The organism is Bradyrhizobium sp. USDA 4353 (assembly GCF_054063215.1).
The window spans coordinates 2454507-2479685 of the sequence record NZ_JBSSGB010000001.1 but is presented as its reverse complement, the minus strand read 5'-3'; the positions used below and the strand labels follow the sequence as shown (position 1 = coordinate 2479685).

Sequence of the window (25179 nt, the reverse complement as noted above, 5' to 3'; positions counted from 1 at the left end):
TATGCTCACGGGCTGAGCTGATGTTCACAACAACGGTCAGAGTTTGTCAAGCACGCACCAGCGCGCACAGGTTGTGCGACGGGTGAGTTTGATAGCTTGAGATTGAAAGGCAGCTGATTTCGAACGCGGCGCTTAGCCCAGGACCGCGCGCGCGGTCGCCTCGTCGGTGATCAGGCCATTGATCAGCCGCCCCATCAGCGCCGCGCGAATGGCAGGGGTCTTCGCAGGTCCGAGCGCCGCCGCGATGGTCAGCGCCCGCGCCGGCACATCGGGCGGAATGCTGGTCAGGCGGCGGTTGATGCCGGCGTCGATCACCTGCCCCTTCGCATCATAGGCCCAGCCGGTGATCTCGCCGATGGCGCCCAGCCGCATCATCTCGGTGAGCTCGTCGCGGGTGACGAAGCCGTCGACATGCATCTGCGCCTTCTGGTCCATCTGGCCGATGCCGACCAGCTTCAGGTCGGCCTTGTCGGCGACCGCCTTGACCTTGGCGATGGCATCGAGCCGCACCATGCGGTCGCGCTCGTCCTCGCTCCCCATCAGGAACGGCAGCGGCATCGGATAATGCCGCGCGCCGGTGCGGTCGGCAAGACGTCCCACCGTATCGAAGAAGCTCGCCGAGCCGTCCGCCAGGATATTGCCGACCAGCGACACGATCTGATGCTCCGGCCGATCGATCGGCGAGACGCGCTCCACCGCGGCGCGCACCGCACGTCCCGTGCCGAGCGCGATGATGACCGGCGTCTCCGCGCGCAGGGTCGTCTCCAGCAAATTGGCGCAGCGCTCGGCAATCCCTGCGGCGCCGGTCGGCGCGGCCGGATCGGTCGGCACCACCTCGCAATGCGCCAGCGCGAACCGCTCCTTGAGCTGCGCGGCGAGCGCCATGCAGGAGGCGATCGGATGCTCGAGCCGAAAAGTGATCAGCCGCTCGGCGAGGCACAGCGACACAAGCCGCTGCGCCGAGGCGCGCGACACCTGCAGCATCCGGGCGATCTCGTCCTGGGTATGGCCGGCGATGAAATACAGCCAGCCGGCGCGGGCGGCATCGTCGAGGCGTGATTTGTCGCTGTCGCTGCCCGCCATGACTTCGCGCGGTCTCCTTCCGATTTGCCTGTCCCGCAGGACCATCGTCCGACGTGGGTCAGCCGCACTATGACATGGCCGTCCTGACCGCGGGAACCGCGCTCCAGCGACATCCCCAGCCGGCGACGTTCGAGCAGATCATATGCCCGACCACCGGGCAATAGCTCACTCCCCTCGGTGAGATCCCCTTAAGCCGAGCCGTGCAAGTCTCGCGGCATGAAGATGGTCACGGGCTTCACCGCGCTGGCGCTTGGCTATGTCGCCGTCGTGCTGGCGATCGGCCTCCCCTATTGGCGGCTGACTTATGCCGAGCTGAACCAGGGCCGGTTTGCGATCCTGCCGGGCGCGCTGCTGCTCGGGCTGTTGACCTATGTCCTCGTGGTCACCGCGGCAGCCGCGCCGCGGCGCATCGCGCAGGTGATGATCGCCACCGTGCCGAGCATCGTCATCGTGCCGATCTGGCGGCATACCGCTGTTGATCCGACCTCGCACAATCTGTGGCCGCTGGAGCTGGTGCTCGCGGTCGTCGCCGGCGCGATGGTCGTGCTGCCCGCGCTCGCCATCGGCTTGGGCACACGCTGGCTGCTGGCCCGCCGCGCCGCGGACTGAAGACATCGGAACCGCGTTCGCCGCACGTCGGCCGCGCGATCGCGAGGGGTGCGGCCCGCAGGCCGAACACCTAGCTCGGAGTCATGGCTTCCCCCACCATCATCCATCCGCGCCGCCCTGCCCCCGTATTCGTCTGTCGCAAATGCCTGAAGCGCAGCAACGACGCCAAGGGGATCAAGACGGCGATCAAGCGCGAGAGCAGGCTCGCCGCCCCGTCCAGCCGCAAGCCGCCGCGCGTCATCATGACGAGCTGCTTCGGCCTCTGCCCGAAGCGCGCCGTCGTCGTCACCGGCGGCGTTCGCGCGGCGCGCGGGGACTTTGTGCTCGTGGCCACCGCCGAGGATGTCGCAGGCGCCCTGGCCTGCCTGCACGACGATCAGAACAGATCGTCGTCCTGAAAATCGTCGTCGTCGTCCTCCTCGCGGGCGAGCGCCGCGACGGTCCGGTCCGCAATGTTGCGCATCAGCCCGATCTCCGAGAGATCATGGCCGTCGAGCACGGCGCGCGCGACCACGGCGAGATCGGCCCAACTGAGCCACTCGCCCGGTGGCCCCTCGCGCATCCACAGCGCGGTCAGCACGAAAAGCTCGGCCCAGCGCTTCCGCTGCGCGCCGATCGCGCCATTGTCCTGCAGCAGCTTGGCGGGAAGCTTCTCGCGGGCGCGCTGGCTCGCGCTCTTCACCTTCTGCTCCAGCTCGGGATCGTCCAGGAACCAGGAGCCTTCGATCTCGTCGAGCTCCGAGATCTCACCGCTGTCGGAAAGCGCCTGGGCGACGTCGTCCGGATCACGTAGATCGTCCGGCAGCTCGGCCATCAGCGCGTCGAGCGCCGCGCGGCAGTCGATCCGCTCTGGCTGCCACTCAGCGCCGCCGATCGTTTCCGCGACCTCCAGCAGCCCCGCGGACGGCACCTCGCCCGCCTTGACGGTGAGAGCGAGATGATGCGCGATCATGCGGTCGATGAAAGCCCGGCTGACGTCCAGCAACGGGCCGCGCGTCGCCAGCTCCGCCAACAGCTTCTTGAGCGTCGGGACCGGTTGCGGCGCGCTGGTCATCGCCTCGGAGAGCCCGTCGCCGGTGAAGATGGTCGACATCCGTTTGGTCTTGCGGTCCACCGGCGAGATCGCGATCAGCAACTGCGCGCCGGAGCCGTCGATCGGGCTGGACTTGAGCTCATCCACCGCTCCCTTGTCCCAGGCGGCGCAATCGACGCCCGCCGCGCGGGCCTTCTGGATGATGGCATCGACGGCCTTGCGCTCGCGCTCCGGCCGCCAATTGCGCATCGCGATCACACGCCGGAGATCGACCGGCGACAAGGTTGCGGCCCGCTCGGCCAGCACCGCCGCGGCTTCCTTGCGCACCGTCGGGCTGCCGTTCTGCAGGAACAGCACCGCGGCCGCGCGCGCATCCGGCTGCTCGTGCCGCGCGAGATGCGTGACCAGGGCGGCCTTGGCTTCATCAGGGAGAAGATGCGCGCCGTTTGCAAACGACGACACCATCTCGAACGGATCGCCGTCACAGGCTTCGAGTATCTCATCGAGCACCTGGCCGATATCGCCCGGCAACCCATCGTCGTCATCCTCGTCGACGAGCTCGGACGAGGCCGCGGTGAGCTCGGGGGACGGGGCGATCCCGGCCTGCTGCAGCGCGCCGCCGAGATAGGCCAGCAGCGTGCCCTCGATCTCGCCGTCTTCCACGCGGGCGGCGAGATCCGATTGGAAGCGCGCGATCAGCTCGGCGGCCTCCTTGGCGCCGCGCTTGGCCCGCTCGTTCAGGCCCGCGAGCAGCATCTGCAGCAGGAACAGATAGGCAATGCCGAGCGGCTCGTCGTCGCCGGCCGGCGGCATGTGACGGCAGACGCCCTCGGACGCCGCGAAGATCTCGGTGGCGTTGCTGAGCAGGAAGCGCTCGAGCTCCGGCGTCGGCTGCGGCAGCCGCCCCTTGGCAAACCCCACGGCGAGCTTCCTGGCGTGGTGATCGAGACCGGGCTGGGTGCCGGATTTGGGCATGACAAAACTCCTTGGAAGGTTGCGAAATTACCGCGAAAGGGGGGCCGGCCGGAATCGGCTTCTGCAGCAATCCACCGTGATCATGCCACGGCTGAGGCGAGGCCATGGTGAACGAAACCTTGCGTCGAACGCTCGGATGTCGCCGCCCGGCTTGACACTTGCTTCGCACGCGGCGCGCTTAACTGCCGCCCATGAGCCCGATCGCCTCCAACGCAGTCTCCGGCATGAAAGCAGCCTCGCGGCGGCTCGAGGTGTCGGCGTCCAACGTCGCCAATGCGATGAGCACCGGCGCCCTGCCGAATGCGGATGGCACGCTGCCGCCGGGTGCGCCGAAGGCCTATGATCCGCTGACGCTGGTGCAGAGCGATGTCGCTGGCGGCGGCACGCAGACCACCATCACCAAGGCGAGCCAGGGGACGTCGCCGAGCTACCAGCCGACGGCGCCGTTCGCCAACAAGGACGGCCTGGTCGCTGCGCCCAATGTCGATCTCGCCCAGGAGATGATCAGCCAGCTGGTCGCCAAATACAGCTTTGCCGCCAATGCGCGCGTGCTGAAGGCGAGCGACGAGATGAGCCGCACCGTCATCGACATGAAGGTCTGAGGCGTCTCGCTCCGAGCCGCGCCCCTGACTGCGACGCTCACGCATCCGTGATGATCTGCTGAAATCCGCGTCTCCGCCCCCGGCGTAGCCGCAATGTGAGCACCCCGGCCAATATCTCCCACCTCGCCCGCCTGACGGCGCTGCTACGCGCGGCGCTGGCTGCGCCTGCGGGCGCGAGCCGGATCGCGACGGCCGTCGTCACCGGCTTGGTCTGCCACATCCTGTTCGCGCTCGCGGTGCTGGCGATGATCGGCGCGATGTTCTTCGGCATGAGCGAGAGTCTTGGCCGCGTGTCCTGGCCGTGGTCGCTCGCCGCCAATGCCGCGCTGCTGCTGCAGTTTCCGCTGGTGCATTCGCTGCTGCTCGGCCCCGGCCGCCGCTTTCTGACGCGTCTCGGCCAGCATGGCGCGACGCTCGCCACGACGCATTACGCGATCATCGCCTCGCTGCAGCTGTTGTCGCTGTTTGCGATGTGGACGCCGAGCGGCGTGATCTGGTGGCGCGCGGAAGGTACCGCCTTCGTCGTGCTCTGCCTCGTCTATGCCAGCACCTGGCTGCTGCTGATCAAGGCGAGCTGGGATGCCGGCGTTGAGGTGCAGTCCGGCGCGCTCGGCTGGCTGTCGCTGGCCGCGAACAAGCCGCCGCGCTTTCCAGACATGCCCGTCACAGGCCTGTTCGCGCTGATCCGCCAGCCGATCTATCTGTCGTTCGCGCTGTCGCTCTGGACGGTGCCGGTGTGGACGCCGGACCAGCTCGCGGTCGCATCGGTGCTGACGGCCTATTGCCTGCTCGCGCCGCGCTTCAAGGAACGACGCTTCACCGGCATCTATGGCGCGCGGTTTGAAACCTATCGCGCCCGCGTGCCTTACATCCTGCCGCGCTGGCCCGCCCGCGGAGAGCCCACACCATGACCAACGCCGCCGCTTTGCTCATGACAGCGCTGTTGTTCGGCGGCATGACGCTGTTCTCGTTCGGCTTCGCACCGTTCCTGTTCAGCGCCCTGCCGATCGAGACCACGCGTACGCTGATCCGCCGCGCCTTCCCGCATTTCTATCTGTTCGTCATCGCAACCGCGGCCGCCGCCGGCCTGCTGGCGCTGGCCGGCGACGAGCTCGCAGGCGGCGCCCTGGTCGCGATCGCGCTGACCGCGGTGGTGGCGCGGCAGATCCTGATGCCTGCGATCAACCGCGCCACCGACGCAGGCGAGTCCAACCGCTTCAAGCGCCTTCATGGCGCCTCGGTCGTGCTCACCTTGATCCATATCGTGCTGAGCGGCGGCGTGCTGCTGCGCCTCGCGCAGTAACGTCACCGCGGAGAGAGGACCACGCGATGCTCTACAAGGATGCCGTGAAGCCCGCCTTCGCCGCCACCGCCGAGGGCCCCTCGACCATCGACCCCGCCGAGATCGCGCGGTTCTCGCGGCTTGCGGAAGAATGGTGGAAGCCGGACGGCGCGTTCAAGCTCGTCCACGCCTTCAACGCCGCGCGCGTGAACTATCTCTGCGACCGCCTGCCCGCGCTGGTCGGCCGCGAGCCAGCCGCGAACCTGCCGCTGGCCGGCTTGGACATCATCGACGTCGGCTGCGGCGCCGGCATCGTGACCGAGCCGTTGTCGCGGCTCGGCGCCAGGACGCTCGGCATCGATGCCGCCGAGCGCAACGTGCTGGTCGCCGCCGACCACGCCCGCAAACAAGGCGCCGATGTCGCCTATCGCCACGCCGTGCCGGACGACCTCGTCAGGGAAGGCCTGCGTGCCGACATCGTGCTGACGCTCGAAGTGGTCGAGCACGTCGCCGATCTCGTCCGCTTCGTCGGCGACGTCGCCGATCTCGTGCGCCCCGGCGGCATCCTCGTGATCGGCACCCTGAACCGCACGCCGGTCTCGTTCGTGAAGGCGATCATCGGCGCGGAATACATCCTCGGCTGGCTGCCGCGCGGCACGCATGACTGGCGCCGCTTCGTCAAGCCCGCGGAGTTGCAGACCCTGCTCGCGCCGCATCGCTTCATGCCGGTGGAGACGGTCGCGGTCGAGCTCAACCCGCTGACGATGCGCTGGCGCATCGGCGGCCGGCCCTCGACCAACTATCTGCAGATCTATCGCCGCATGCCGTGAGCCGCGCGATCAGCGCGCGAGCACCGCGATCAGCCAGTGGATCAGCGTCACCCCGCCGATCGGGGCGACCACCAGCAGCACCATGTTGAAGCCGAGCAGCCCGATCAGCACCTTCTCGCCGCGGGCCGACAGCCGCCGCGGCGGACGCTCGGGCTTGGGATCGTCAGGCCAATAAGCGGGCAGGTCGACGAACATGGGGGACTTTCCAGGGTTCGCGCCAGGGTTCGCGCCAGGGTTCGCGCCAGGGTTCGCGCATGGACTCGCGAACAAGGATAGCGGGCAGCGCGCCGCGATGGAACGGCGGCGGACCGGGCGCGGATCATGTTTTCGCGACCTCGCGGCACGACCTCGCCCTCACGATGAGGGCGTTCGCGGCCGAGGGGAGGCCAATACCGAGGATACGACGCGACCGCGCCGATATCCCCCTCACACGATCGACTACCCCAGGAGTCGGCACGGCCTGCGCTCTCGCAGGCCGCGACGGCAGGCTCGTCCGAACATGCTCGCTCTGACGAGGTCGTCCTCGCTCCTAGAGTCTTGCGAGAAACTCTCCGATCTGCTGCTCCAGCTCACCCGACATCTTCGCGAGGTCATGCGACAGAGTCAGCAGACTGCCCGACGATTGGCCGGTGTCCGTTGCCGCCTGCCGGACGCCCGCGATGTTCGTCGTCACCTCTCTGGTCGCCGCCGACTGCTGCTCGACCGCGCCGGAGATCGACGTGCTGATCTGGCTCACCTTGTTGATGATGTCGGCGATCCCCTGGATGCCGTGCGCGGTGGATTGGCTGGCTTCCTGAATGCCCTTGACGTGATCCCCGATCTCGTCCGTTGCCTTGGCGGTCTGGCTGGCGAGGGATTTGACTTCGGACGCGACCACCGCGAAGCCTTTTCCAGCATCGCCTGCGCGGGCCGCTTCGATCGTGGCATTGAGAGCCAGCAGGTTGGTCCTGACCGGCGATCTGGGCGACGACGTCGCTGACACTTCCGATCTTTCCAGCGGCCTCCACCAGTCCGGAGACCATCCGCTCGGAGTTGGTCGCCTCGGTCACGGCTTGGTCGACAACCCGGGTGCAATCGGTGAGCTGACGGGATATCTCGCTGACGGAACTCGTCAGCTGCTCGGACGCGGACGCGACTGCCGCGGATTGCTCACTGGTCTGCTCTGCCGCGTCCGCCAGCCTCTGCGCGGTCGCCTGCATCTCCCCTGACAAGGAGGACAGAGTGCTCACGAGCCCCTTGACGCTGTCGGACAGCTTCACCGCAGACGTGATCACCGACCACGTCAGCATGGGCGCCAGATACTCGCCATTCTTGTCGGTCAGAGCGGAGACCCGCAAGTCCAGGATTTCGTCGCCAAGCTTGATCTTGGCGCGGTGAGGCAGGTTCTTGGGATCCATCAGCATGCTGCGCTGATGCGCCGGATTCTTGTGGAACACGTCGATACTGGCGCCCAGGATCTGGTCCACCGGAACGCGCAGCAGATGCTGCAGCGGCCTGAGCGTCTCGATGCTGGTCTTGTTGATGTAGTTGATCTTGACATCCCGGTCGCACATCATGACGTTGGTCGGCATGTTGTCGACCATCTGCATGAGACGCGCCGTCTCATTCTCGATCCTGACCTGGTCGGTCACGAGCTGCCAGGTCAACATCGGCATCAGATACCTGCCTCTCGTGTCCGTGATGGCCGTCACGAGCAGATCGAGAACTTCGCCGCCGATGGTGATGCGCGCCTTGTGCGGAAGGTTTTTGGGGTCCGCAAGCATGCGGCGTTGATGCATCGGATTCTTGTGGAAGACGTCGATCGACGATCCAATCAACCGGTCGACCTTCACGGGCAGGACATGCTCGATCTTGCGCAGCGTCGTGCGCGTCGATTCATTGACATAGATGATCGTGAAGTCCAGATCGCAGAGCATGACGTTCACCGGCATCTGCTCGACCATCTGACGGAATGAACTATCGGGAATCTTCGCCGCCTCGCGGCTGATCGTCATGGTCTCGCGGATCTTGATCGCATTCTTGAACATGTTCGTCCCCAAGATGGCTTGCTCGCTACGAAGTAAGTCAGAGACTCACCCGATAGCCCTCTGTCGATTGTGAAACTAAGTCAGCTATTTGCGAAACAAAGTCGGCGCGATACGCCCCGCGCGATCCCGGCGCTCGACCTTCGCTTTTTTCGAAATAAGAAACGAGCGGCTCGCAGGGCTTTTGTCGCGCACGCTCTCGCAGACTTGTCGAGTTCCGCCTTGGGTGGACAAACTCGCATCTTTCATTGCACCAAGGTCGGATCCGCAGACCAGTTGTTCGTTGATGTCTGGTTTCTAATGGCCAGATGGTTCGAAGCACCTGTCGTCAGAAACGACGATGGCGAGGTCCGATTAAAACATCTTAAAAAAACGATAGACCAGTAGTTTCCCCGTTTATCAGATACGCTCTTCGGCCAACTAATAATTAAGCTGGGCACGGCGCCCGGTTCCGCCATCTCGTGGCCGGGGCGCTCTGCGTCGGGCTGCCACATCGAGCGATGTGATCCGTTACTCCCTAATGGTCGTTTTCTTACTTCCTTTTTCGACGGAGGTCGATGACAAGCAACGTCACGGGGGCGGCGTCGAGACTGCCGCCTTGATGCCAATGGCGGGCGTCCTCGAGGACGAACGCCTTGGCCGTGACCACATCGGCCTTGCCGGCCTCGACATGCGTCACCTTTCGACAAAGTCCGAATTACGGTGCAGCACACAAAACTTCTCACAGCCGACCTGCTCCGCGCCAGCTGCCGGTCACGCCGCTCGCGGCTTGTTCACCGTCTCGATCCGCTCGAGCGTCTTGCCGAGGCTGCGCTTCGCGATCTGGACATCGTAGTCCGTCTGCAGGTTCAGCCAGAGCTCAGGCGTCGTATCCAGCGCCTTGGCGAGGCGGAGTGCGGTGTCGGCGGTGATGCTGGTCTGCTCGCTCGCGATCCGCTCGATCCGGGTTCGCGGCAGGCCGCATACCTTGGCGAGCGCGCCGGCGGACATCCCGAGCGGAGTGAGAAACTCCTCGCGCAGAACTTCACCGGGATGCATCGGCTTCAACTTCCTGGTCATTGCAGCGCCTTTCAGTGATAGTCGACGATTTCGACGTTCGCCGGACCGTCGGCCGTCCAGGTGAAACATACTCGGAATTGATCGTTGATGCGGATCGAATGCTGCCCCTGGCGATCTCCCGTCAACAGCTCCAGCCGATTGCCGGGCGGCGATCGCAAGTCACCGAGACCTGCCGCGGCGTTGAGGTAACGCAACTTCCGGCGAGCCACTTTCAACAGATCGGACGGAAAGCCCTTCGGGTTCTCGCCATCGAAGACAGCCTCAGCGATCCTGTCCCGGAAGCTTCTGATCATGCCGCGCATGTATCATCTCATGATACATACGTCAAACCATGGCGAGGTCTCTGAGTTGTCCGCGCTGCTACTACCAACTCACATATCGTCGGCCAGAGCATCTCAGCCCTGCGCAAACTGCCCGTCGTGCTGATTCCCCTTGCGTCGTCGGGCAAATCACCTCCACATTTCCCGCCATCCCGCCCGCACTGAGAGGGGCGTATCGCGATCGTCACGGGACGTTGCGGCGGGGAGTGGTGGCCGCGGGGCGACGCAGCATCTCCATAGGGGGTGCGGACGAACGTCGTGTCGCGGACGGTCAAGCCGTGTGGTCCCGACACCCCGACGCTGGTGTCTTGGTCGGCGACGATGTCGATGACGGGGGCAAGCAAGCCCGGTCCCCTGGGAGAGCGCGGAGCAGCCGTTCAAACCATCGCGCAGGGAAGGCCGGGTTGTTTCCGGCTGAGCCTGTGGTTCCTGCCCCGTGCATTCTCTTCCGCACGGGGGCCGCGGGTGCCAGTCGGCACTCGGCCTTCCCTGCGCCCTCTCTTTGGATGAGGACGCCAAGCTGCAGCAGAGCTCGGGGCGATCGGCCTGCGAGATCGCGGCGGCATGAGCGTCAGCGGCGGCTGCAGTGAGCCGCAGGCTGTTTGACAGGGTGGATCTGAGATCAGGGAGCGGGGCTCAAGTTGACGCTTGGGGGGCTCAAACGCCCGGCTTCGCCAAGTGGCTACGCCGGGCACGCTTCGCCCTGCGGGCTACGGCTTGGCTGCGCCACGCGTAGCCCGTAGGGCGAAGCGTGGTGCCCAGGGGCGGAATCCACGAGCATTGTATAACACTGATTTCACTTTCTTTTTCATGTTATTATTCTGCGGTGTACCCCCTGGTGTACCCAGCACCTCGTTCCGTCACATCACTAAAACTTGAATATCCCAAGTCCAGCGAAGGAAGTTCATCCGGCCCCAAGTCCGCGACCGCCGCCGACTATCCGAGCTCCCTCCTCTGACCGCCGCCGACAACGTCAAGGACGCGACAACACGAATTAGCCTGGCGATAAGTCTACAGCGGCATCAACGGTTGCCCGCAATGCTGCCTGCTGAATGAGCCATCGGGCATGCGGGCAGTGGAAGTCGATGTTGAGCGCCCCGGGGCGCAAGTCCGTAGGCCACCTGCGCCTTGCCGTCCTCAAGGTGCAACAATGCGAGTAAAATGAAGGCCGCCCGTTCGTTCAATGCGATACTTTGCCATATTGGCCGTCCTTTCGGAAGCCGCGCAAGCCTAAGCGACGCAGACCACGCTTCTACTCGGACCTGGGATAAAGTTTTCAGAACCGCTTTCCGGAGACGCTGGGGCGTTCGCAGCGGACCGATTTGCATGCCGGAGACCCTCACGGTCATCCCGACCGCCTACGAGGCCGACGCCAAGCTTAAGCGTCTGGTACCGCCTTAGGATAACGTCCGGCTCGTCTCATGCTGAATGCACTCTGCATCGGCGGTGACACTCCGTTGAGAGCCGACGCCGCAACACTGATGCTCTGGGGCAGTCTCCACCTGACTCTCGAGGCCTCGGCCCATGTCGTTCACAGGCCGCGTCCTCAGCCGGACTCTTTTCGGCGCAGGCCGCATCAAGCGCCGGATGCCGCTCGGGTCAAGGACTCTATGCGGCATCGAACCCGCTGGACATTCCGCTAACCCGCCGCCTTCAATGGGTAACCGTTGGCAGCGCTTCGCCGCCGAGATCGGATCCATTAGCCCTGACACACCGCCTAACGACCTACACCGCCGCACCAGAACGCTTCCGAGCCTAGCGGGATATCGCCACGCGCAATCTTTATCTTCGGGAGCGGAATCGCACTTCGAGGAAATCTCAATCTACAAATTGCAAAGCTTCCGAGCCTTCATCCTGCTGGAGCCTGCAATCCGTATAGAGCCGATATCCCGCGACCGACTTCTGCTAAGTCAACTATCCGCCCTTAACCGATCACCAATCAGCCCTCGTTCCAGGGCCCCAGAGTTCGGCCCACTCAGATAAATCTCTCCCTCACTTTCCTAGCCTTTCTCGCATCCAATACACATCTCAACGGTTGCACAACCCGGCCATACATCTTCGGGCAATTCATCCCCGACCGGTCCATTTGATCACGTCCGAGCTGCGCCTTAAAGTTGTTGATAAGCCATCGCAGTGATTGCAGGTAAACTGCCGTCGCCATCTTATGTTTCCGTAGATTTACGGAACGCAGGCGGGCGCATATGATGTTGTCACTGAGAGCGGTCGAGCTTTCTAAACCCTTTCAACCCATCCCCAACCGCACCAAAGACGCCGATTTTTACTCCACCCTTATTTCATTAGTGTTTGTCCACGTTTGCGGGATGATTGCTGCGGGGATACGTACACTACGTCGCTTGGCGCCAGCTTGCTTCATTCTCGCACTCGTCGCAACGGCAGCCGACGCAAACCCGCAATTAGGGTATCCAATTGTCGTCAACAACATTCCCTTGACCACGCAGTATGTCGTCAAGCCGGCGGACGCTTGTCAGCTTGCAGCTCAGTACCCGCAGTATATCATTGTCGCATTTTATGAATACGACGTCCATCTTCCGCTGAAGTTCAACGGCGTCGACATCCGTCCGAACGGCAGCTTGGTCTGCTATGTTGCCGACGCAACGCGCGTCGCGTACGAGATCGACATCGCGCCGCCAGACTGCGTCTCGGGCTACGGCCTGGAGAGGGGCATATGCACCAAAGACCCGAGCCGCGGTCCTCCAAACAGCCACGCACCTGAGCCGCAAAATCAGCCGGATCCGTGCGCAACTGATCCGAGCGTCGGAAACCCTATCTCCCTCTCAGGTTCTTCGAAAGCGGAAGATGCGGTCGACTTTATGTCAGGAGGAGCCCGGCCTCTCGGCTTGGTACGACACTATCGGAGTCGGGGAACGCCGGGTAAACGGCTCGGCACAGCAAGGTGGCACTTCGACTTCGAGTACGAGATTTTAGCCGGAAACAGCGTTTCCGTTTTTTCGCCCGACGGCATCGAATATGATTTCAATCAGCCAACGCCGGGGGTCTACGCGAGCACCTATAGCGAGTCAAAAAGTATCTCTGACGAGCTCGAACAATGGCGGCACGAACACGTTCACGTTCAAGGACGAAAACGATCGAACTGTCGTTTTCATACAGAGCGGGAATACTTATTGGCCTCAGTCGATCACAGAAAGGAATGGCGTCAGCAAAGGCGCCGTTGCCAATACTGCAGTTCACCCAACGAGAATCGATTCCATCAGTTTCGCTGATTCGCGATTTATTGATTTCCGGTACGAGACAAGCGCATCGGGCGTACCTCTGCATGTCTCGACTGCAACGTTCTACACCTATGCGCAGAACACCGGTCCTACGGAATACTTCAAGATCGACTACGGATACACGAACGAAAACCTGACGACAGTCACAAGGTCAGAAAAGAACGCAGGAGTATGGCAGCAAATCGACACCACAACGTATCATTACGAGAACACGAATTATCCGGACCTTCTCACTGGAGTTACCGACGCGCGAGGCGTGCGTTACGCGACATGGACCTACGACCAGGACGGTCGCCCGGTATCAAGTACGCACGCTGGCGGCGCAGACCTGACCACGATCGTCTATGATGATGCTGCCGTAACCCGCACAGTTACCAACGCGCTCGGGAAGCAGGCGACCTATTCGTTTTCGAAACGAGAGGGAACGATGAAGGCAGCAACCGTGACTGGCAAGGCGAGCACGAATTGCCCTGCTTCGGCCCGATCTGTCAGCTACAATGCCCTTGGCCAAGTTAGTCAGGTCGCCGATGACGAAGGACGCATCACAGCCTATACAAGGGATTCATATGGACGCCCGACGTCAATCGTACGCGGAAGCGGGAGCGGAGCAGCTTCGACGACGCGCTTTGTGTACGACACCACGTTCAATGTATTGGCGCAACAGATCGATTCCGGCTTGACAACGGCCTACACCTGGACCCCCACGGGTCAGCTATCGCAGGTAACCCAAACCGACACGACCTCGCAGACAGCGCCATACTCGACCAACGGACAGACACGAACCTGGAAGTTCACCTATACTGGCACCCTGCTCACAAGCGTTGACGGACCCCTTCCCGGCACCGGTGATACCGTTTCTTTTTCGTACGACTCCAACGGTTATCCCACCTCATACACAAACGAAATCGGACAAGTCACGATCATCAACTCCGTCAATTACCGCGGACAACCGACGCTCGTCACCGATCCAAACGGCATCACTACCAGCCTGACCTACGACGCGCTCGGACGATTGCTAACCGTCACTGTTGACCCGTCGGGACTGGCCGCGACGATGTCACTGACATACAATGCAGTTGGGGATGTCACCAGATTGACTCGCGCTAACGGAGCGTATCTGGCGTATACATACGATGATGCGCGGCGGGTGGTTCAGATACAAGATAGCGCTGGCTCAGCCATCCTCCTCACCCGCGACGCGATGGGCAACGCCACAGCGCGACAGATCAAGGGATCTGACGGGACAGTCCAGTTAGCACAAACGGCGATATTCGACGAACTCGGTCGACTGCTGAAATTTATCGGAGCTTCGAATCAGACGTGGATTCATGGTTACGACAAGACCAACAATCGTATCTCTCTTACCGACCCGCGCTCCAATGTCTTCGGTTGGTCGTTCGACTCACTGAACAGGCTTATCAATTCAAAGGACGAGGAGGGCAATATCGAGACCGTCACGCTCGACGAAAGGAATGAAATCGCCAACTATAGCGATCCGCGCTCTCTAAATACCACCTTCGTGCGGAACGGCTTTGGCGACGTAATCCAGCGAACGAGCCCCGATACGGGTACGACCCTCTATGTCTACGACGCTGCTGGTCGGCCGACCCAGATCACTGACGGGCGCGGGATCGTTACTAATCTGACCTATGACTTAGCAGGGCGCTTGTTGAGCAAGCAATACCCGGCTGCGCCAGGTGAAAACGTGACACTTACCTGGGATGGAACCTCCGGCGACAACAAAGGCGTTGGGCACCTTACCCGGATCGACGACGCGTCAGGTAGCATCGAATGGACCTTCAACACGCTCGGGCAGATCATCCAGGAGAAAAAGACGACCGCAGGCATCACCTACGTCGTTGGCTATGCCTATGATCTCGATGGCAATTTGACCCGCGTCATTTATCCATCCGGCCGGATCGTCAACTATTATCGCGGCGCAACGGGGCTCGTGAACACGGTAACGCAGCAGGCGGGCGCAGCAGGTGCCGAAACGCTGCTCGCAAAATGGGTGACTTACAAGCCCTTCGGGAAATTGCAGTCACTCTCCTATGGAAACGGTCTGATCTTATGGAAGACATTCACTCAGGACTACAATCTTAGTACATTCGTCGTCGAGCAGGGCTCGAACTCGGTTATCAATCGGGCGTACACCTATTGGTACAATGATTTTGAGATCACCAATGTCTGGGACAACAACGTCTCTGCGCGGACCGATAATTATGTTTTTACACCGAGCCATCGGCTACAGAACGTCTACGGCGATTGGGGGACACAGACCTATTGGCAGGATCCGGTAGGCAATCGAACGGGCGATGTTTTCGCAAACGGCACCTCCACGACGACGAGAGTTCTCGGCTATCCGTATAACAGCAATTTATACGTCGGAACGACTGAAGGCACGACAACACTCCGCAGAGTAACAAATGACGGAGCCGGCAACATCATCACCGATATCAGGGGTACCACGACCTACAATTACCGTTACAATAATCACAACCGACTCGACCGACTTACGAGCGGAACGACCGTGATCGCGAGCTATGTCTATGACGGGCTCGAGCGCATGGCCTCGCGCACGACCCAAAATATGACGCCATCCGCTACCACTCACTACGTCTACGACGGCGCCGGACAGCTGCTGGCCGAAGCCAGTGCGAACGGCACGATCCAGCGCGAATATGTCTGGCTCGACGAGACCCCCCTGGCGCTCTTCGCCGATCTGGACACGTCGGCACCCAAGCAGTGGTATATTCACCCCGATCATCTGGATCGGCCGAGCAAGATGACGGACGCAAATCAGGCCGTGGTTTGGGACGCGTGGTATTGGCCTTACGGTGAGGTTCGCTCGATCACAGGGACTGCGAGCAACAATCTGCGATTGCCGGGGCAGTACTTCCTGGTCGAGTCAGGGCTTCACTACAATTGGCAGCGGCATTACGATGCATCGATCGGCCGATATACGCAGGCAGATCCGATCGGGCTAGCCGGTGGGCCGAGCCTTTATCTTTATGCAGGCGGCGATCCGGTTCACAATGTGGATCCCACGGGCGAGTTCTTTGTCGCTCCAATGATCATGGGCGCCGTCATGGGAGCCGTGACAGATGTCAGCCTACAGCTATTGATGAACGGCGGAGACTTCAATTGCGTCAATGTCGGCCAAGTTGCACTGTCCGCCGGGTTGGGTGCTCTCGGTGGAGGCTTGGGATCAGTGACTAGGCTCAAGCGTGTCGGAACAGAGTTCTCCCATTGGATACCGGACAGGTACATTCGACCGTTAAGCCGCTCCGGCAAGAGCGTCAACGATAGCTACATGCCTGCGCTCGACTTCAGTCCAATGCGCGACTTCGTGAATAGTACACTGAATGGGAACTACGTATCCCCCCTAACGCACGCGTTGACTGATCCCTCTCGGAGTCTTGCAGGCATGACGAAGGCGGACACTTGGAATCCAGCGCTCCGGCAGATGTTGCGAGTGCCTGGCTGGTTGGCGGGTTCCGGCGCTGGAAGCATCGCTGGTGGAGCGAATTCTGCTCTTAACAGAGGCTGTACATGTCGCAATTAGCCGAAGTACTTCCTCCTATATCATATCCTGCTTTGCTTTGGCGTCAGGGATACACCTACCTAGCAGGCACTCCTCTGGAGCTATGTGCGCACCCCAGATCCATTTTCCAGGATACGCTTCTGCAAACCCGCAATGGAGATTGGTATCTTCTCGACGCCCAGGGGCGTAGCTTCGATATTGCCAATTGGGTGCGCGTTCGACCGTTCGGCGGCCTGAGGGGGATAGGCCTGCGTCTGCTCGGATCGATATTCGCGGCTCCGGTGCTAACAAACGAGAAGGTGCTATCCTTAACCGACTACAAGCGGAGGGTCGTTGACGCGATCGAGAGCCGATACCGGTACGATCTCGACAAAGAGCCGGCTATCCAGGCCATCAGCCGCATCAGGGCAGCAAGCTCATATAAAGAAGCGATCGACGCGCTGCCAAAGCTCTAGTCTTGGCGGCTTCGGACGATCTTTCTAAGTAGGTCTTGGGATTGTCTGCGACATTGAGCGCCTCTCATGAGCCTAGCGAACACTCGAAGCTCCTCAAGCTAGCTGGGAGCGCAACGCGCGGGTCCCAACTCAATGAGCATCCGTGTGGGGTTGTCGCAGAAATCTTGAGGGAGAGAGCGGCTTTCCAAAACGGATGAAATCAAACGGCTACGTCCCGCGGCATTGCACTCAGCGTCCGCGTCACGGACGCGCCGATCTTGCGCAAGCGATTGCCGCCGCGGCGCTCGCTGGTCGGCACAACCGAATCAGGCATCACGATTGATCTGCAATCACGGATTCCTGAACTTAGTCCGGTCAAGACCCAGCTTCATTCGGTTCCGCGCGGAGCAGCCGTCTCTTTTGAGAAGCAACGAACACGAGATGCCGTATCGCCGAGAGCTGTTGCCGAGACTTTCCGGCTTCCCTGTCACCGACTGGTAGGCTGAAGCACGCCATCAGGCCGAGAAAACGAGTTTTAGCTGAGGACTACCTAATTCAGCATAGTGCCGTTCCGAAAACAGGAATAGCCAAGATCCTGTGCCAAAGACATAGCGCATCTGACAGAACGCGGTACCGCGCTTACCTCGTTTTCCAGCTCAGCAGAAAATAGGGGTTTACCGGGTCGTCCGTGATTCGAATGACAGCTCGATATCGAAAAACCTGACCTGAATTTGTGAATTCGATGCGGATCGTAAAGGCGCGGCCGCGCAATGATGATGCTGGGTTTTCGTTCGCACTGATTGGAAACGGAAGCGGCGCATCTGAGGATGTCCCTTGCTTTCTGATCACATCGGGCAGAGCCGCCAGAGCTTCAGGTGTGGCATGCCGCGGATCAACGAACTGGCTTCCGGAATAGACCGTCACGGCCGGTTCGATTCGCTGGAAGAGAGCCGGCGTCATGTCCATGACAAGAAGGAGCTCGTCGACGCTCTGAAACGGGCCGTTGCGCGGGCGATGTGGACTGTTCGCCATGCGATAATCGAACTCTTTGGTACCATTGAGATGCTTCAATTCGGTCGTGGTTCGCCAGTCCACGATCTTGTCCGCAAGCTGGGCTGCCGCATCCGCGTTTAGCCCCGCCGAGCGCAACAAACTGGCGAGCAAGGCGGGGGCGGCCTGGTTGATGTCGATCTTACCCAGTTCGTCCTGAATTACGATACGGATCTCGGCTTCGCCGAAGTGGAGAAGATGAACCTCGCCTCCGCCTGACTGCCAACGGCGATCAGATTCTTGATCAAACAAGCCCAGCACAGCGCGCAGGCCAGCGCCGCGTCTGCAGTCGCACTAAGACGTGCAATTTCAGAATCGTTGCGGGCAAGCCTGTAGGACGCCTCGCTCCCCCAAAGCAGCGACAGCGACACCGTCGTCAATAGTGTGAGGATCCACACGACCATTATGACTGGCAATTCTGGTCTCTCAGATAGCTTTGCTCCGAAGTTCGCTTGGCGGGCGATAGTTTCGAAAACATGTGTGGGAGACGAAGCTCCTATAGTGTGGCTGCGAAGCTGAGCCAAGCGCGAACGGCACTTCTTGCTCCTCCTCGGCGATCGACTATCTGCGGATCAGCCCAATTTTCTGTCAGTTTTTCGGGTAAAGCTGCAATTCGATCGCTCGCCCTGCCTGTTCGATCCGAACACCCGATGGGGCGATCGATGTCACCCGCCACCCCTGAAATGTCTCATTTTCGATGATCCAAGAACCTGCGCCTCCGCCGACCTTGCTGAGCAGATAGGCCTTGCTGTTGCCGCGATTGATCACCACCCCAGCGACCAGGAGGCCGGGGTCAGTGGACGCGGGGGGCGGAGCAACGATCGGCAACGGTGAAGGCGGCGCCGGGGGAGGCGGAACGAAAGGCTCGCGCGACCTTTGGAATACCGGATGATGTAGGATCTCGGCATACGTCTCCACAGGCTGGCGCCCAGCCACGCTGGCTATTGCGCTGGGCACCGGGGCGTCCCACGCCCCGCGGCCGGATGTGGATCCCTCCTCGCCCATGCTCAACGTCGCGAACCTGGCTGCGAGCAGCAGATCAAGACACGCCAGGACCACAAGCACGCCGGCCTGCGGCATCACCCGCCATCGCGCCGGACTCCTCATTGCACGGCCCCGTAGATGTCGAGCTGCGCCTGAAGCACTGGCTCCTCGACCATTCCCGGACGCAGCGCCGGCCCGCTTTTGAGCACCGCAGCAGTAATAAACAAATATGGTCTTGCACTCTCGACGGCGTGAACGGCCCGCATGACGGCCGGCAATGGCCCTGAAAAGTCAATACGCGCCCCGCTGTACTTGATCTGATCGACGACCCGGCGCGGCAGCGACTGAATCGCACGGGACTGAGCGCCGGAATTGCCCATAATCGTCTTCAGCTTCGTCTGCAGGTCGGCACCAATCACGTTCTCATTCGTCCCCGTCAGAAACTCCCCATTTTGAAACTGCGACTCCGTTTCGGAGGCAAGGCCTTCGATTGCGGATGCTTGCGCAGCGATGGAGCTCAGCCGTGCCAAGAGAGCCTGTTGTTGTTGGATTCGCGCGTCCCTCTCGGCGAACATCGCCTCGATCGGCACTACGCCCCCCCAGAACAACAGCGCGAGAAGCGCGAGGTTGACCACGAGGAACAAGCCTCGGCGTCCAACCTCGTCCCTGCGCTTCGTCCATTCGCTCATTGCGAAACCTCCTTGAAGGCATCGGGCACCCGAATCCTCGCCTGGATTGAAAAGCGTTCCCGGCTCTCGATCGGATCCAATGCTACTGGTGACGTCAGCGCGGCGTCTACGAACAGTCTCGATCCGCCGAGCGTGTTGATCAGAGTCGGCGCCGCGGCCGAGAACCCGGTCATCACGACGGCTGCGCTCCGTGGGTCAGCTCCCTCTATGAGACGCAATTCGGTTAGCCAGGAATGTTTCGGCAGAATGCGCGAGGCTTCGTCCCAGACGTCGATCAACCCCGGCACTTCGCTGCGTTGCAGGCGAAGGCGCGACAGCGTCGTCCGACGCTCCCGCAATTGGTCCACCATGGCCCGAACGCGCTCTGCGCTCTTCCGCGCGCCAGCGATCTCGACATCCAGCCGATCCAGCGTGGCCTGCTGCCGGACCAATGTCAGGGCCGCGATGCCAGTCCCAAGAAGGATGGCCAGACAGCCAAGCACCGCGATCGCGATCGTGGAGGTCTTGCGGACAGCTGTCGGACGCGCGAGCCGGATTGAGGGCGAGGCACGATCGTCGCCGAACACGACGAAGGCGACCTGCCCGACCGCTAGTCCGAGCTGATCGGCCGCCTGCTGCACGTCATCACGCCGCATCACCCACTGCCGAACCGCGATCCGGCCGTCAGCCCATACAGCACTCGAGTGGTCGCAATAGATGTCGTCCGCCTTGAAGGGCGTCCGGCGCAACAGGTCCAGCGGGACGATGGTATCAATGGCGTTCCTCGCCTCTCGCGGAAGGACGAGGTCTCGGCGGAAAACGCGCTCCTCCGGCAAACGCAGGCCCAGATCGACTTCGCGCGGATCCAGACCATGGCGCTTCAGCATGGCCGCTATCCCCGCCGGGACCTGCTCGGGAACGGCCGTTTCACAGACCTCCGTTCCGGATCCGAGATCACCCAGCCGAAGCCGGAGCCCGCTTTCGCTGCGATCGACCAGAAGTCTCGGCCTACCGGCCGGCGCGAGCGCGGCCGCAATGCGCTGCGGCAGCAGATCAAGCGCTTCCCTGCACCACCACGCGACCGCCGATTGCGCCCATTCGCGGAGGCTCGCCGCACCAGCCGCGGCCAGCAGCGCTGCCTTGTCCTTGCTCTGATTCATCGCCATCCTGCCGCCCTATCCCATGCGCGTCGCGCGCAGGACCTCCTCGATCGTGGTCTCGCCGCCCCAGACCTTCCGGACCCCTGTGTCATACATGCTCTGCATGCCCTGCTCCCGGGCGGCGCGCTCGATCGCCGTATCCGGCGCCCTGGCCAGGATCAGGCTCTGACAGGCCTCGTCGACGACCAGCATCTCCGCAATGGTCGAACGTCCGGAGAAGCCGACATTGCCGCAAGCGGAGCAGCCCAGCGCCTGGCGAATGTCGGGTTCTCCGCGCGCACGGAGTCCAGTCATCGAACGCTCGAAGCTCTCAGCCCAATAGCTCGCCTGCGGATAGTTGCTCGAGCAGCGGCGGCACAATCTGCGGACCAGGCGCTGCGCAATCACGCCTTTCAGCGTCGATGCCAGCAGATAGTTCTCGACACCGATGTCGATCAGGCGGGTAATGGCGGATGCCGCGTTGTTGGTGTGAAGCGTCGAGAGCACGAGATGCCCGGTCAGCGACGCCTGAATGGCGATGCGCGCCGTCTCGAGATCGCGGATTTCGCCGATCATGATGATGTCCGGATCCTGCCGAAGGATCGAGCGCAGCGCGTGCGGAAACGTCAGTCCGATATCCGACTGGACCTGGACCTGGTTGATGCCGGGCATCTGGTACTCGATCGGATCCTCCACTGAGAAGATCTTGCGCTCCGTGTTGTTCAGCGCCTTCAGCGCCGTATACAAGGTGGTCGTCTTGCCGCTGCCGGTTGGCCCCGTCACCAAAATGATGCCGTTGGGCTGCTGCAACAGGGCGTGCAGCGTGGCGATGTGCTCGTCCGAGAACCCTAGCTCGGCGAAGTCCAGACTCACGCGGTTGCGGTCGAGCACGCGCAGCACCACGCTTTCGCCAAAGGCCGTCGGAATCGTCGAGACGCGGAAGTCGATGTCGATGCCGCGAACGGCGATCTTGATGCGTCCGTCCTGGGGTAGCCGGCGCTCGGCAATGTCGAGCTTCGACATGATCTTGACACGCGACGTGATCGCCGCCCGCAGATCCGCAGAGAGCACCTGAACAGAACGTAACACGCCGTCGACCCGGTAGCGCACGAGCACCTGATCCACGTTCGGCTCGATGTGAATATCCGATGCGCGCCCCTCGACCGCATTGGCGATGATCTGGTTGACTAGGCGAATGATCGGCGCTTCGCTCGCCAGATCACGCAGCCGCTGGACGTCGGCCTCGTTGGCTTCCATGCCGCCGACAATGCGGGTCTCGTCATGATTCGCATGGATCGGATAGAGCGCGCCGCATGCCTTGTCGAACTCTGCCGCCGTAAACAGCCGCATATCGACTGACATCGCTGTCAGGAATGCCAGCGCCCGGACCGGATCGTGGTTGAACGGATCCGTCACGCCGACGGTCAGCTTGCCATCGTGGCTTCCGAGCGGCAGCACCCGATTGTGACGCACGAACTCCGCTTCGACCAGCTGTGGCAGGACGGGCTCGGACGGAACATCGCCGGCACGCACCAGATCGATAGCCAAAAATTTCGCAAGAGCCGCAACGAGACCTGCTTCCGGCACCAGCCCGAGCTTGGTCAGGACGGTGTCCAGCCGGTCGCCGGTCGTCTGGGACGCCCGGCCGGCCCGGTCGAGACTCAGACGATCGAGGACGTTCTCCGCCAGCAGGAATTCGCCGAACCGTCGCAGCAGCTCGGCCCTGTCGGTTTCGAACACGAGATGGCGCGGCGATGCGTGCGGCGGGCGGACGCTTGCAGCAGCGACAGGGTCCTGGCGAGGCATCGCCATCGCGTGTTCTGTCATCTCATTGTCCAGCTCAGCACCCAGTAGGGTTGCTGCGGGTTCTCGGTCAGTTGAATTGCAACGTCGCCCTGCACCATGCGGGACGAGAAGGAGAACTCTGTTCTGATCGTGAAGGCGCGGCCGCGCAGAACCGTCATCGGATTGCCCTCGACCAGACCGGAGCTGGCACGGCCGCCGTCACGCGCAGCGATGGCAGCCTCGGCACTCTGTGCCGTCATTCCGGGCAACACGCGCAACACCTCGCGCGGCGCGAGTTGCGGATGGACGAACTGCCGCCCCGAGTGGACCGTCAGCGCCGGCGCAATCCGCTCAAAGGTCGCGGGCATCATATCCATCACCAGCAAGAGCTCGCCCACGCGATGGAACGGACCGTTGCGCGGATGGTAGGTGGCATTGCGCGAGGCGTAGTCGCGGTCCTTGGCGTCGTTCAGGTGTTTCAGCGAAGTCGCAGTACGCCAATTGACGATTTTGTCGGTCAAGCTGCCGGCAGCCTGCACATCCAACCCCGCGGATTGCAGCAGGCTGTTCAGCATGGCCTCGTCGGTCTGACTGACGTCGATCTGTCCCAGTTCGTCCTGAACCCTGATGCCGATCTGCGTGCCGTTGAAATCGACCTTGTGGAGACTACCGTCGGCGCGCCAGCGGCGCTCCGCGTTCGTCTCGAGCAGGCCATCGATGGCGGCGTTGACGCCGGCTTCGACGAGCGTGTCGAGACTGGCGTGCTCGATGCCGTTGTGAGCAAGGCTGTACGAGACGCTGCCCGACCAAGACAGCGAAAGCGAGACGACCGTCAGCAGCGTCAGACCCCAAAGCACCGACACGACCGGCATGTCGTCCTTCCTCTCTGCTAGCGCCCGCGGCAGCGCATCGTGAGCGCGTCATAGACGCAAGCCACGTCGGCCTGCACGCGTGGCGCAATCACCAGCTCCGGCCAGTTACGTCCGTCGCCGGGACGCATGAGGACGCGAAGGCGGATCAGGCCCGGACTATCGGTCTGCTCCTGCCAGCTGTTGCTCCACCCTGCATTGTCGCTCCCCGCCGCTCTCCCCGCATAGCTGAATTCGACCCGGTCAATGTTCGACATCAGCAGAGTCCGCTCCGAATTCTGGGTCACGGCCAATTCGGGACGGGCCTGCAGCACGAGGTCGACGTGATCGCGCTGGCGGTCGGCTAACAGCTTGAAGCGGAACCGGCCGGCGCCGCCGGAGACGGCCGGTGCATCGCTCAGGAATTCGAGGCTCTCGGCCCGGCCATCGAAATCGATCCGGCGCTGGGCTGCGCCCTCGCCTAGCATCATCGGATACAGATTGCCGATCAGCCGCCGCAGCAGATCCTGGGCCGCAAGCTCGCGCTGGAACGCGTCGGCGCGCGCGCTGCCGCTGCGCCAGGCCTGCAGCCCGAACTTGACGCTGTCGAACAGCACGACGGCTAGCAGGCTGAGCAGTGCGAGCGCAACCAGGACCTCGACCAGGGTGAAGCCCGCACTGCTGTCATTCCGTTCGACTGCTTCTGACGCGGTCATCAACACTGCTCACTGCGACTTGGCGGCTCTGGGTCCGAGACGAAGCGTCGAGAGTGCAAATGAGCGCGGGTCCTGCCCCTCCTGCCAGCTGATCTGGACGGAGACCTGGTACAGCTCGACCGGCCGGGCATCGCCGCCCTTCTCCGAACGATAGGGCTGCACCTCGAGGTGCCACCGATAGCCGCTCGCGTCGGTGCCGTCGCGCGCCTCGATAAGCAGAGGGATAGCAGTGCCGACCTGCGCCAAGACCGATTGCGCCAGCGACACGGCTCCTGCCAGACGTTCGGCCATTCCTACCCGAGCCAGACCCGTCGAAAACAGGCTCATCACCAGGCTGAGACCGAGTGACAGCATGGCCAGCGCGACGATGACCTCCACCAGCGTGAAGCCGGCTTCGTCCTCGTCGGTCATGGCTGCCGCAGCGGCCGTCATGGCTGCCAGCTCGTCACATTAGCGTTGGCGGAGGCCTCGTCCTCGCGCCCCTCCGGCCCGAGCGAAACGATGTCATAGGCGCCATGTTGCCCCGGAAATCTGTAGACGTAGGGCCGTCCCCACGGATCGCTCGGGACCGACGTGCCGCTCAGATAGGGTCCGTTCCAGCTAGTTGCCGCGGCAGGCTTCTGGACCAGAGCGCCGAGTCCCTCGGCTGCGGTCGGATAGCGGCCATTATCGAGATGATAGAGGTCGAGCGCCGACGACAGGCTGCGGATCTGGATCCGCGCGGTCTTGAGCTTGGAGTCGGAGAGATAGCTCAGCACGCGGGGTCCGACCAATCCCATGATGAGGCCAATGATCGTGATGACGACCAGCATCTCGACCAGGGTGAATCCCGCCTCACCTTGGCCGCCGCGGCGCAATCGCCGCCGTCCGCGCCACGCCGCAACTCCATACTTCACGACGTCCCTGATCCCCCCCGTCCACCCCAGCATCATCGCCTCCATCC

At 62.4% G+C, this 25179-nt stretch carries 24 protein-coding genes and 2 pseudogenes; 9 read left to right on the top strand and 17 right to left on the bottom strand.

Going from position 1 to position 25179, the window contains the following annotated elements:
• Window positions 1–132: 132 nt before the first annotated feature.
• Complete coding sequence (locus tag ACVILH_RS11070) at window positions 133–1083, bottom strand: sugar-binding transcriptional regulator (RefSeq protein WP_456712920.1); 951 nt, start codon at window positions 1081–1083, stop codon at window positions 133–135.
• A gap of 216 nt (window positions 1084–1299) precedes the next feature.
• Here ACVILH_RS11070 and ACVILH_RS11065 point away from each other — a divergent pair, with 216 nt between their 5' ends.
• Both ACVILH_RS11065 and ACVILH_RS11060 read left to right on the top strand, forming a co-directional pair.
• Window positions 1300–1692: a hypothetical protein gene (locus ACVILH_RS11065; RefSeq protein WP_456712919.1), complete on the top strand. Its 393-nt coding sequence runs from the start codon at window positions 1300–1302 to the stop codon at window positions 1690–1692.
• Between the two features lie 83 nt (window positions 1693–1775).
• Window positions 1776–2090 (top strand): hypothetical protein, encoded by a 315-nt coding sequence (locus ACVILH_RS11060; protein WP_456712918.1) that lies wholly within the window; start codon window positions 1776–1778, stop codon window positions 2088–2090.
• Here the strand turns inward: ACVILH_RS11060 and ACVILH_RS11055 are convergent.
• Window positions 2069–3700, bottom strand: coding sequence for a hypothetical protein (locus ACVILH_RS11055; protein WP_456712917.1), 1632 nt, complete (start codon window positions 3698–3700; stop codon window positions 2069–2071). The two genes, ACVILH_RS11060 and ACVILH_RS11055, sit on opposite strands and share 22 nt — an antisense overlap.
• Before the next feature lie 191 nt (window positions 3701–3891).
• On the opposite strand from ACVILH_RS11055, the gene ACVILH_RS11050 reads away from it, so the two are divergent.
• The 4 genes from ACVILH_RS11050 (at window position 3892) to ubiG (ending at window position 6414) form a co-directional block, all read left to right on the top strand.
• Complete coding sequence (locus ACVILH_RS11050) at window positions 3892–4302, top strand: flagellar basal body rod protein FlgC (RefSeq protein ID WP_456712916.1); 411 nt, start codon at window positions 3892–3894, stop codon at window positions 4300–4302.
• A 95-nt stretch (window positions 4303–4397) separates the two neighbouring features.
• A complete protein-coding gene (locus ACVILH_RS11045) occupies window positions 4398–5213 on the top strand; it encodes a methyltransferase family protein (protein ID WP_456712915.1) in 816 nt (271 codons plus the stop codon).
• A complete protein-coding gene (locus tag ACVILH_RS11040; RefSeq protein ID WP_456712914.1) occupies window positions 5210–5605 on the top strand; it encodes a DUF4149 domain-containing protein in 396 nt (131 codons plus the stop codon). Before ACVILH_RS11045 ends, ACVILH_RS11040 begins: the two co-directional genes overlap by 4 nt.
• A gap of 26 nt (window positions 5606–5631) precedes the next feature.
• The gene (gene ubiG, locus ACVILH_RS11035; protein WP_456712913.1) at window positions 5632–6414 is read left to right on the top strand and encodes a bifunctional 2-polyprenyl-6-hydroxyphenol methylase/3-demethylubiquinol 3-O-methyltransferase UbiG; all 783 of its coding nucleotides are present in this window, start codon (window positions 5632–5634) and stop codon (window positions 6412–6414) included.
• A 9-nt stretch (window positions 6415–6423) separates the two neighbouring features.
• Here ubiG and ACVILH_RS11030 read toward each other — a convergent pair whose 3' ends face one another.
• The 6 genes and pseudogenes from ACVILH_RS11030 to ACVILH_RS11005 form a co-directional block, all read right to left on the bottom strand.
• The gene (locus ACVILH_RS11030) at window positions 6424–6609 is read right to left on the bottom strand and encodes a hypothetical protein (protein WP_456712912.1); all 186 of its coding nucleotides are present in this window, start codon (window positions 6607–6609) and stop codon (window positions 6424–6426) included.
• A gap of 334 nt (window positions 6610–6943) precedes the next feature.
• Window positions 6944–7379: pseudogene (locus ACVILH_RS11025) on the bottom strand (methyl-accepting chemotaxis protein); the annotation flags it as partial.
• 531 nt (window positions 7380–7910) lie between these two features.
• Window positions 7911–8357 (bottom strand): annotated as a pseudogene (locus ACVILH_RS11020) (PAS domain-containing protein); the annotation flags it as partial.
• Between the two features lie 613 nt (window positions 8358–8970).
• Window positions 8971–9117 carry a hypothetical protein gene (locus ACVILH_RS11015; RefSeq protein WP_456712911.1) on the bottom strand — a complete coding sequence of 49 codons (147 nt, stop codon included), beginning with the start codon at window positions 9115–9117 and terminating at the stop codon, window positions 8971–8973.
• Between the two features lie 74 nt (window positions 9118–9191).
• Complete coding sequence (locus ACVILH_RS11010) at window positions 9192–9497, bottom strand: HigA family addiction module antitoxin (RefSeq protein ID WP_456712910.1); 306 nt, start codon at window positions 9495–9497, stop codon at window positions 9192–9194.
• 11 nt (window positions 9498–9508) lie between these two features.
• The gene (locus ACVILH_RS11005; protein WP_456716943.1) at window positions 9509–9790 is read right to left on the bottom strand and encodes a type II toxin-antitoxin system RelE/ParE family toxin; all 282 of its coding nucleotides are present in this window, start codon (window positions 9788–9790) and stop codon (window positions 9509–9511) included.
• A gap of 2228 nt (window positions 9791–12018) precedes the next feature.
• On the opposite strand from ACVILH_RS11005, the gene ACVILH_RS11000 reads away from it, so the two are divergent.
• The 3 genes from ACVILH_RS11000 (at window position 12019) to ACVILH_RS10990 (ending at window position 17067) form a co-directional block, all read left to right on the top strand.
• A complete protein-coding gene (locus ACVILH_RS11000; protein WP_456712909.1) occupies window positions 12019–13059 on the top strand; it encodes a DUF6531 domain-containing protein in 1041 nt (346 codons plus the stop codon).
• 265 nt (window positions 13060–13324) lie between these two features.
• Complete coding sequence (locus ACVILH_RS10995) at window positions 13325–16633, top strand: RHS repeat-associated core domain-containing protein (RefSeq protein ID WP_456712908.1); 3309 nt, start codon at window positions 13325–13327, stop codon at window positions 16631–16633.
• Window positions 16621–17067 carry a hypothetical protein gene (locus ACVILH_RS10990; protein WP_456712907.1) on the top strand — a complete coding sequence of 149 codons (447 nt, stop codon included), beginning with the start codon at window positions 16621–16623 and terminating at the stop codon, window positions 17065–17067. Before ACVILH_RS10995 ends, ACVILH_RS10990 begins: the two co-directional genes overlap by 13 nt.
• 618 nt (window positions 17068–17685) lie before the next feature.
• Here ACVILH_RS10990 and ACVILH_RS10985 read toward each other — a convergent pair.
• The 9 genes from ACVILH_RS10985 to gspG form a co-directional block, all read right to left on the bottom strand.
• Window positions 17686–18357 (bottom strand): general secretion pathway protein GspK, encoded by a 672-nt coding sequence (locus tag ACVILH_RS10985; protein WP_456712906.1) that lies wholly within the window; start codon window positions 18355–18357, stop codon window positions 17686–17688.
• 327 nt (window positions 18358–18684) lie between these two features.
• Window positions 18685–19176, bottom strand: a complete 492-nt coding sequence (locus tag ACVILH_RS10980; RefSeq protein WP_456712905.1) for a hypothetical protein — start codon at window positions 19174–19176, stop codon at window positions 18685–18687.
• A 23-nt stretch (window positions 19177–19199) separates the two neighbouring features.
• On the bottom strand, window positions 19200–19769 hold the full coding sequence (gene gspM / locus ACVILH_RS10975; protein ID WP_456712904.1) for a type II secretion system protein GspM: 570 nt from the start codon (window positions 19767–19769) through the stop codon (window positions 19200–19202).
• Window positions 19766–20914 carry a PilN domain-containing protein gene (locus tag ACVILH_RS10970; RefSeq protein WP_456712903.1) on the bottom strand — a complete coding sequence of 383 codons (1149 nt, stop codon included), beginning with the start codon at window positions 20912–20914 and terminating at the stop codon, window positions 19766–19768. Before ACVILH_RS10970 ends, gspM begins: the two co-directional genes overlap by 4 nt.
• A gap of 9 nt (window positions 20915–20923) precedes the next feature.
• Window positions 20924–22714 carry a GspE/PulE family protein gene (locus tag ACVILH_RS10965; RefSeq protein ID WP_456712902.1) on the bottom strand — a complete coding sequence of 597 codons (1791 nt, stop codon included), beginning with the start codon at window positions 22712–22714 and terminating at the stop codon, window positions 20924–20926.
• Complete coding sequence (locus tag ACVILH_RS10960; RefSeq protein WP_456712901.1) at window positions 22711–23544, bottom strand: general secretion pathway protein GspK; 834 nt, start codon at window positions 23542–23544, stop codon at window positions 22711–22713. The genes ACVILH_RS10965 and ACVILH_RS10960 overlap by 4 nt, the downstream gene beginning before the upstream one ends.
• A gap of 17 nt (window positions 23545–23561) precedes the next feature.
• Entirely contained in the window at window positions 23562–24236 is a 675-nt protein-coding gene (locus ACVILH_RS10955; protein WP_456712900.1) for a prepilin-type N-terminal cleavage/methylation domain-containing protein, read from the bottom strand.
• Window positions 24237–24245: 9 nt separating this feature from the next.
• Window positions 24246–24668 carry a type IV pilus modification PilV family protein gene (locus tag ACVILH_RS10950; protein ID WP_456712899.1) on the bottom strand — a complete coding sequence of 141 codons (423 nt, stop codon included), beginning with the start codon at window positions 24666–24668 and terminating at the stop codon, window positions 24246–24248.
• On the bottom strand, window positions 24665–25168 hold the full coding sequence (gspG, locus tag ACVILH_RS10945) for a type II secretion system major pseudopilin GspG (RefSeq protein WP_456712898.1): 504 nt from the start codon (window positions 25166–25168) through the stop codon (window positions 24665–24667). The genes ACVILH_RS10950 and gspG overlap by 4 nt, the downstream gene beginning before the upstream one ends.
• Window positions 25169–25179 lie beyond the last annotated feature (11 nt).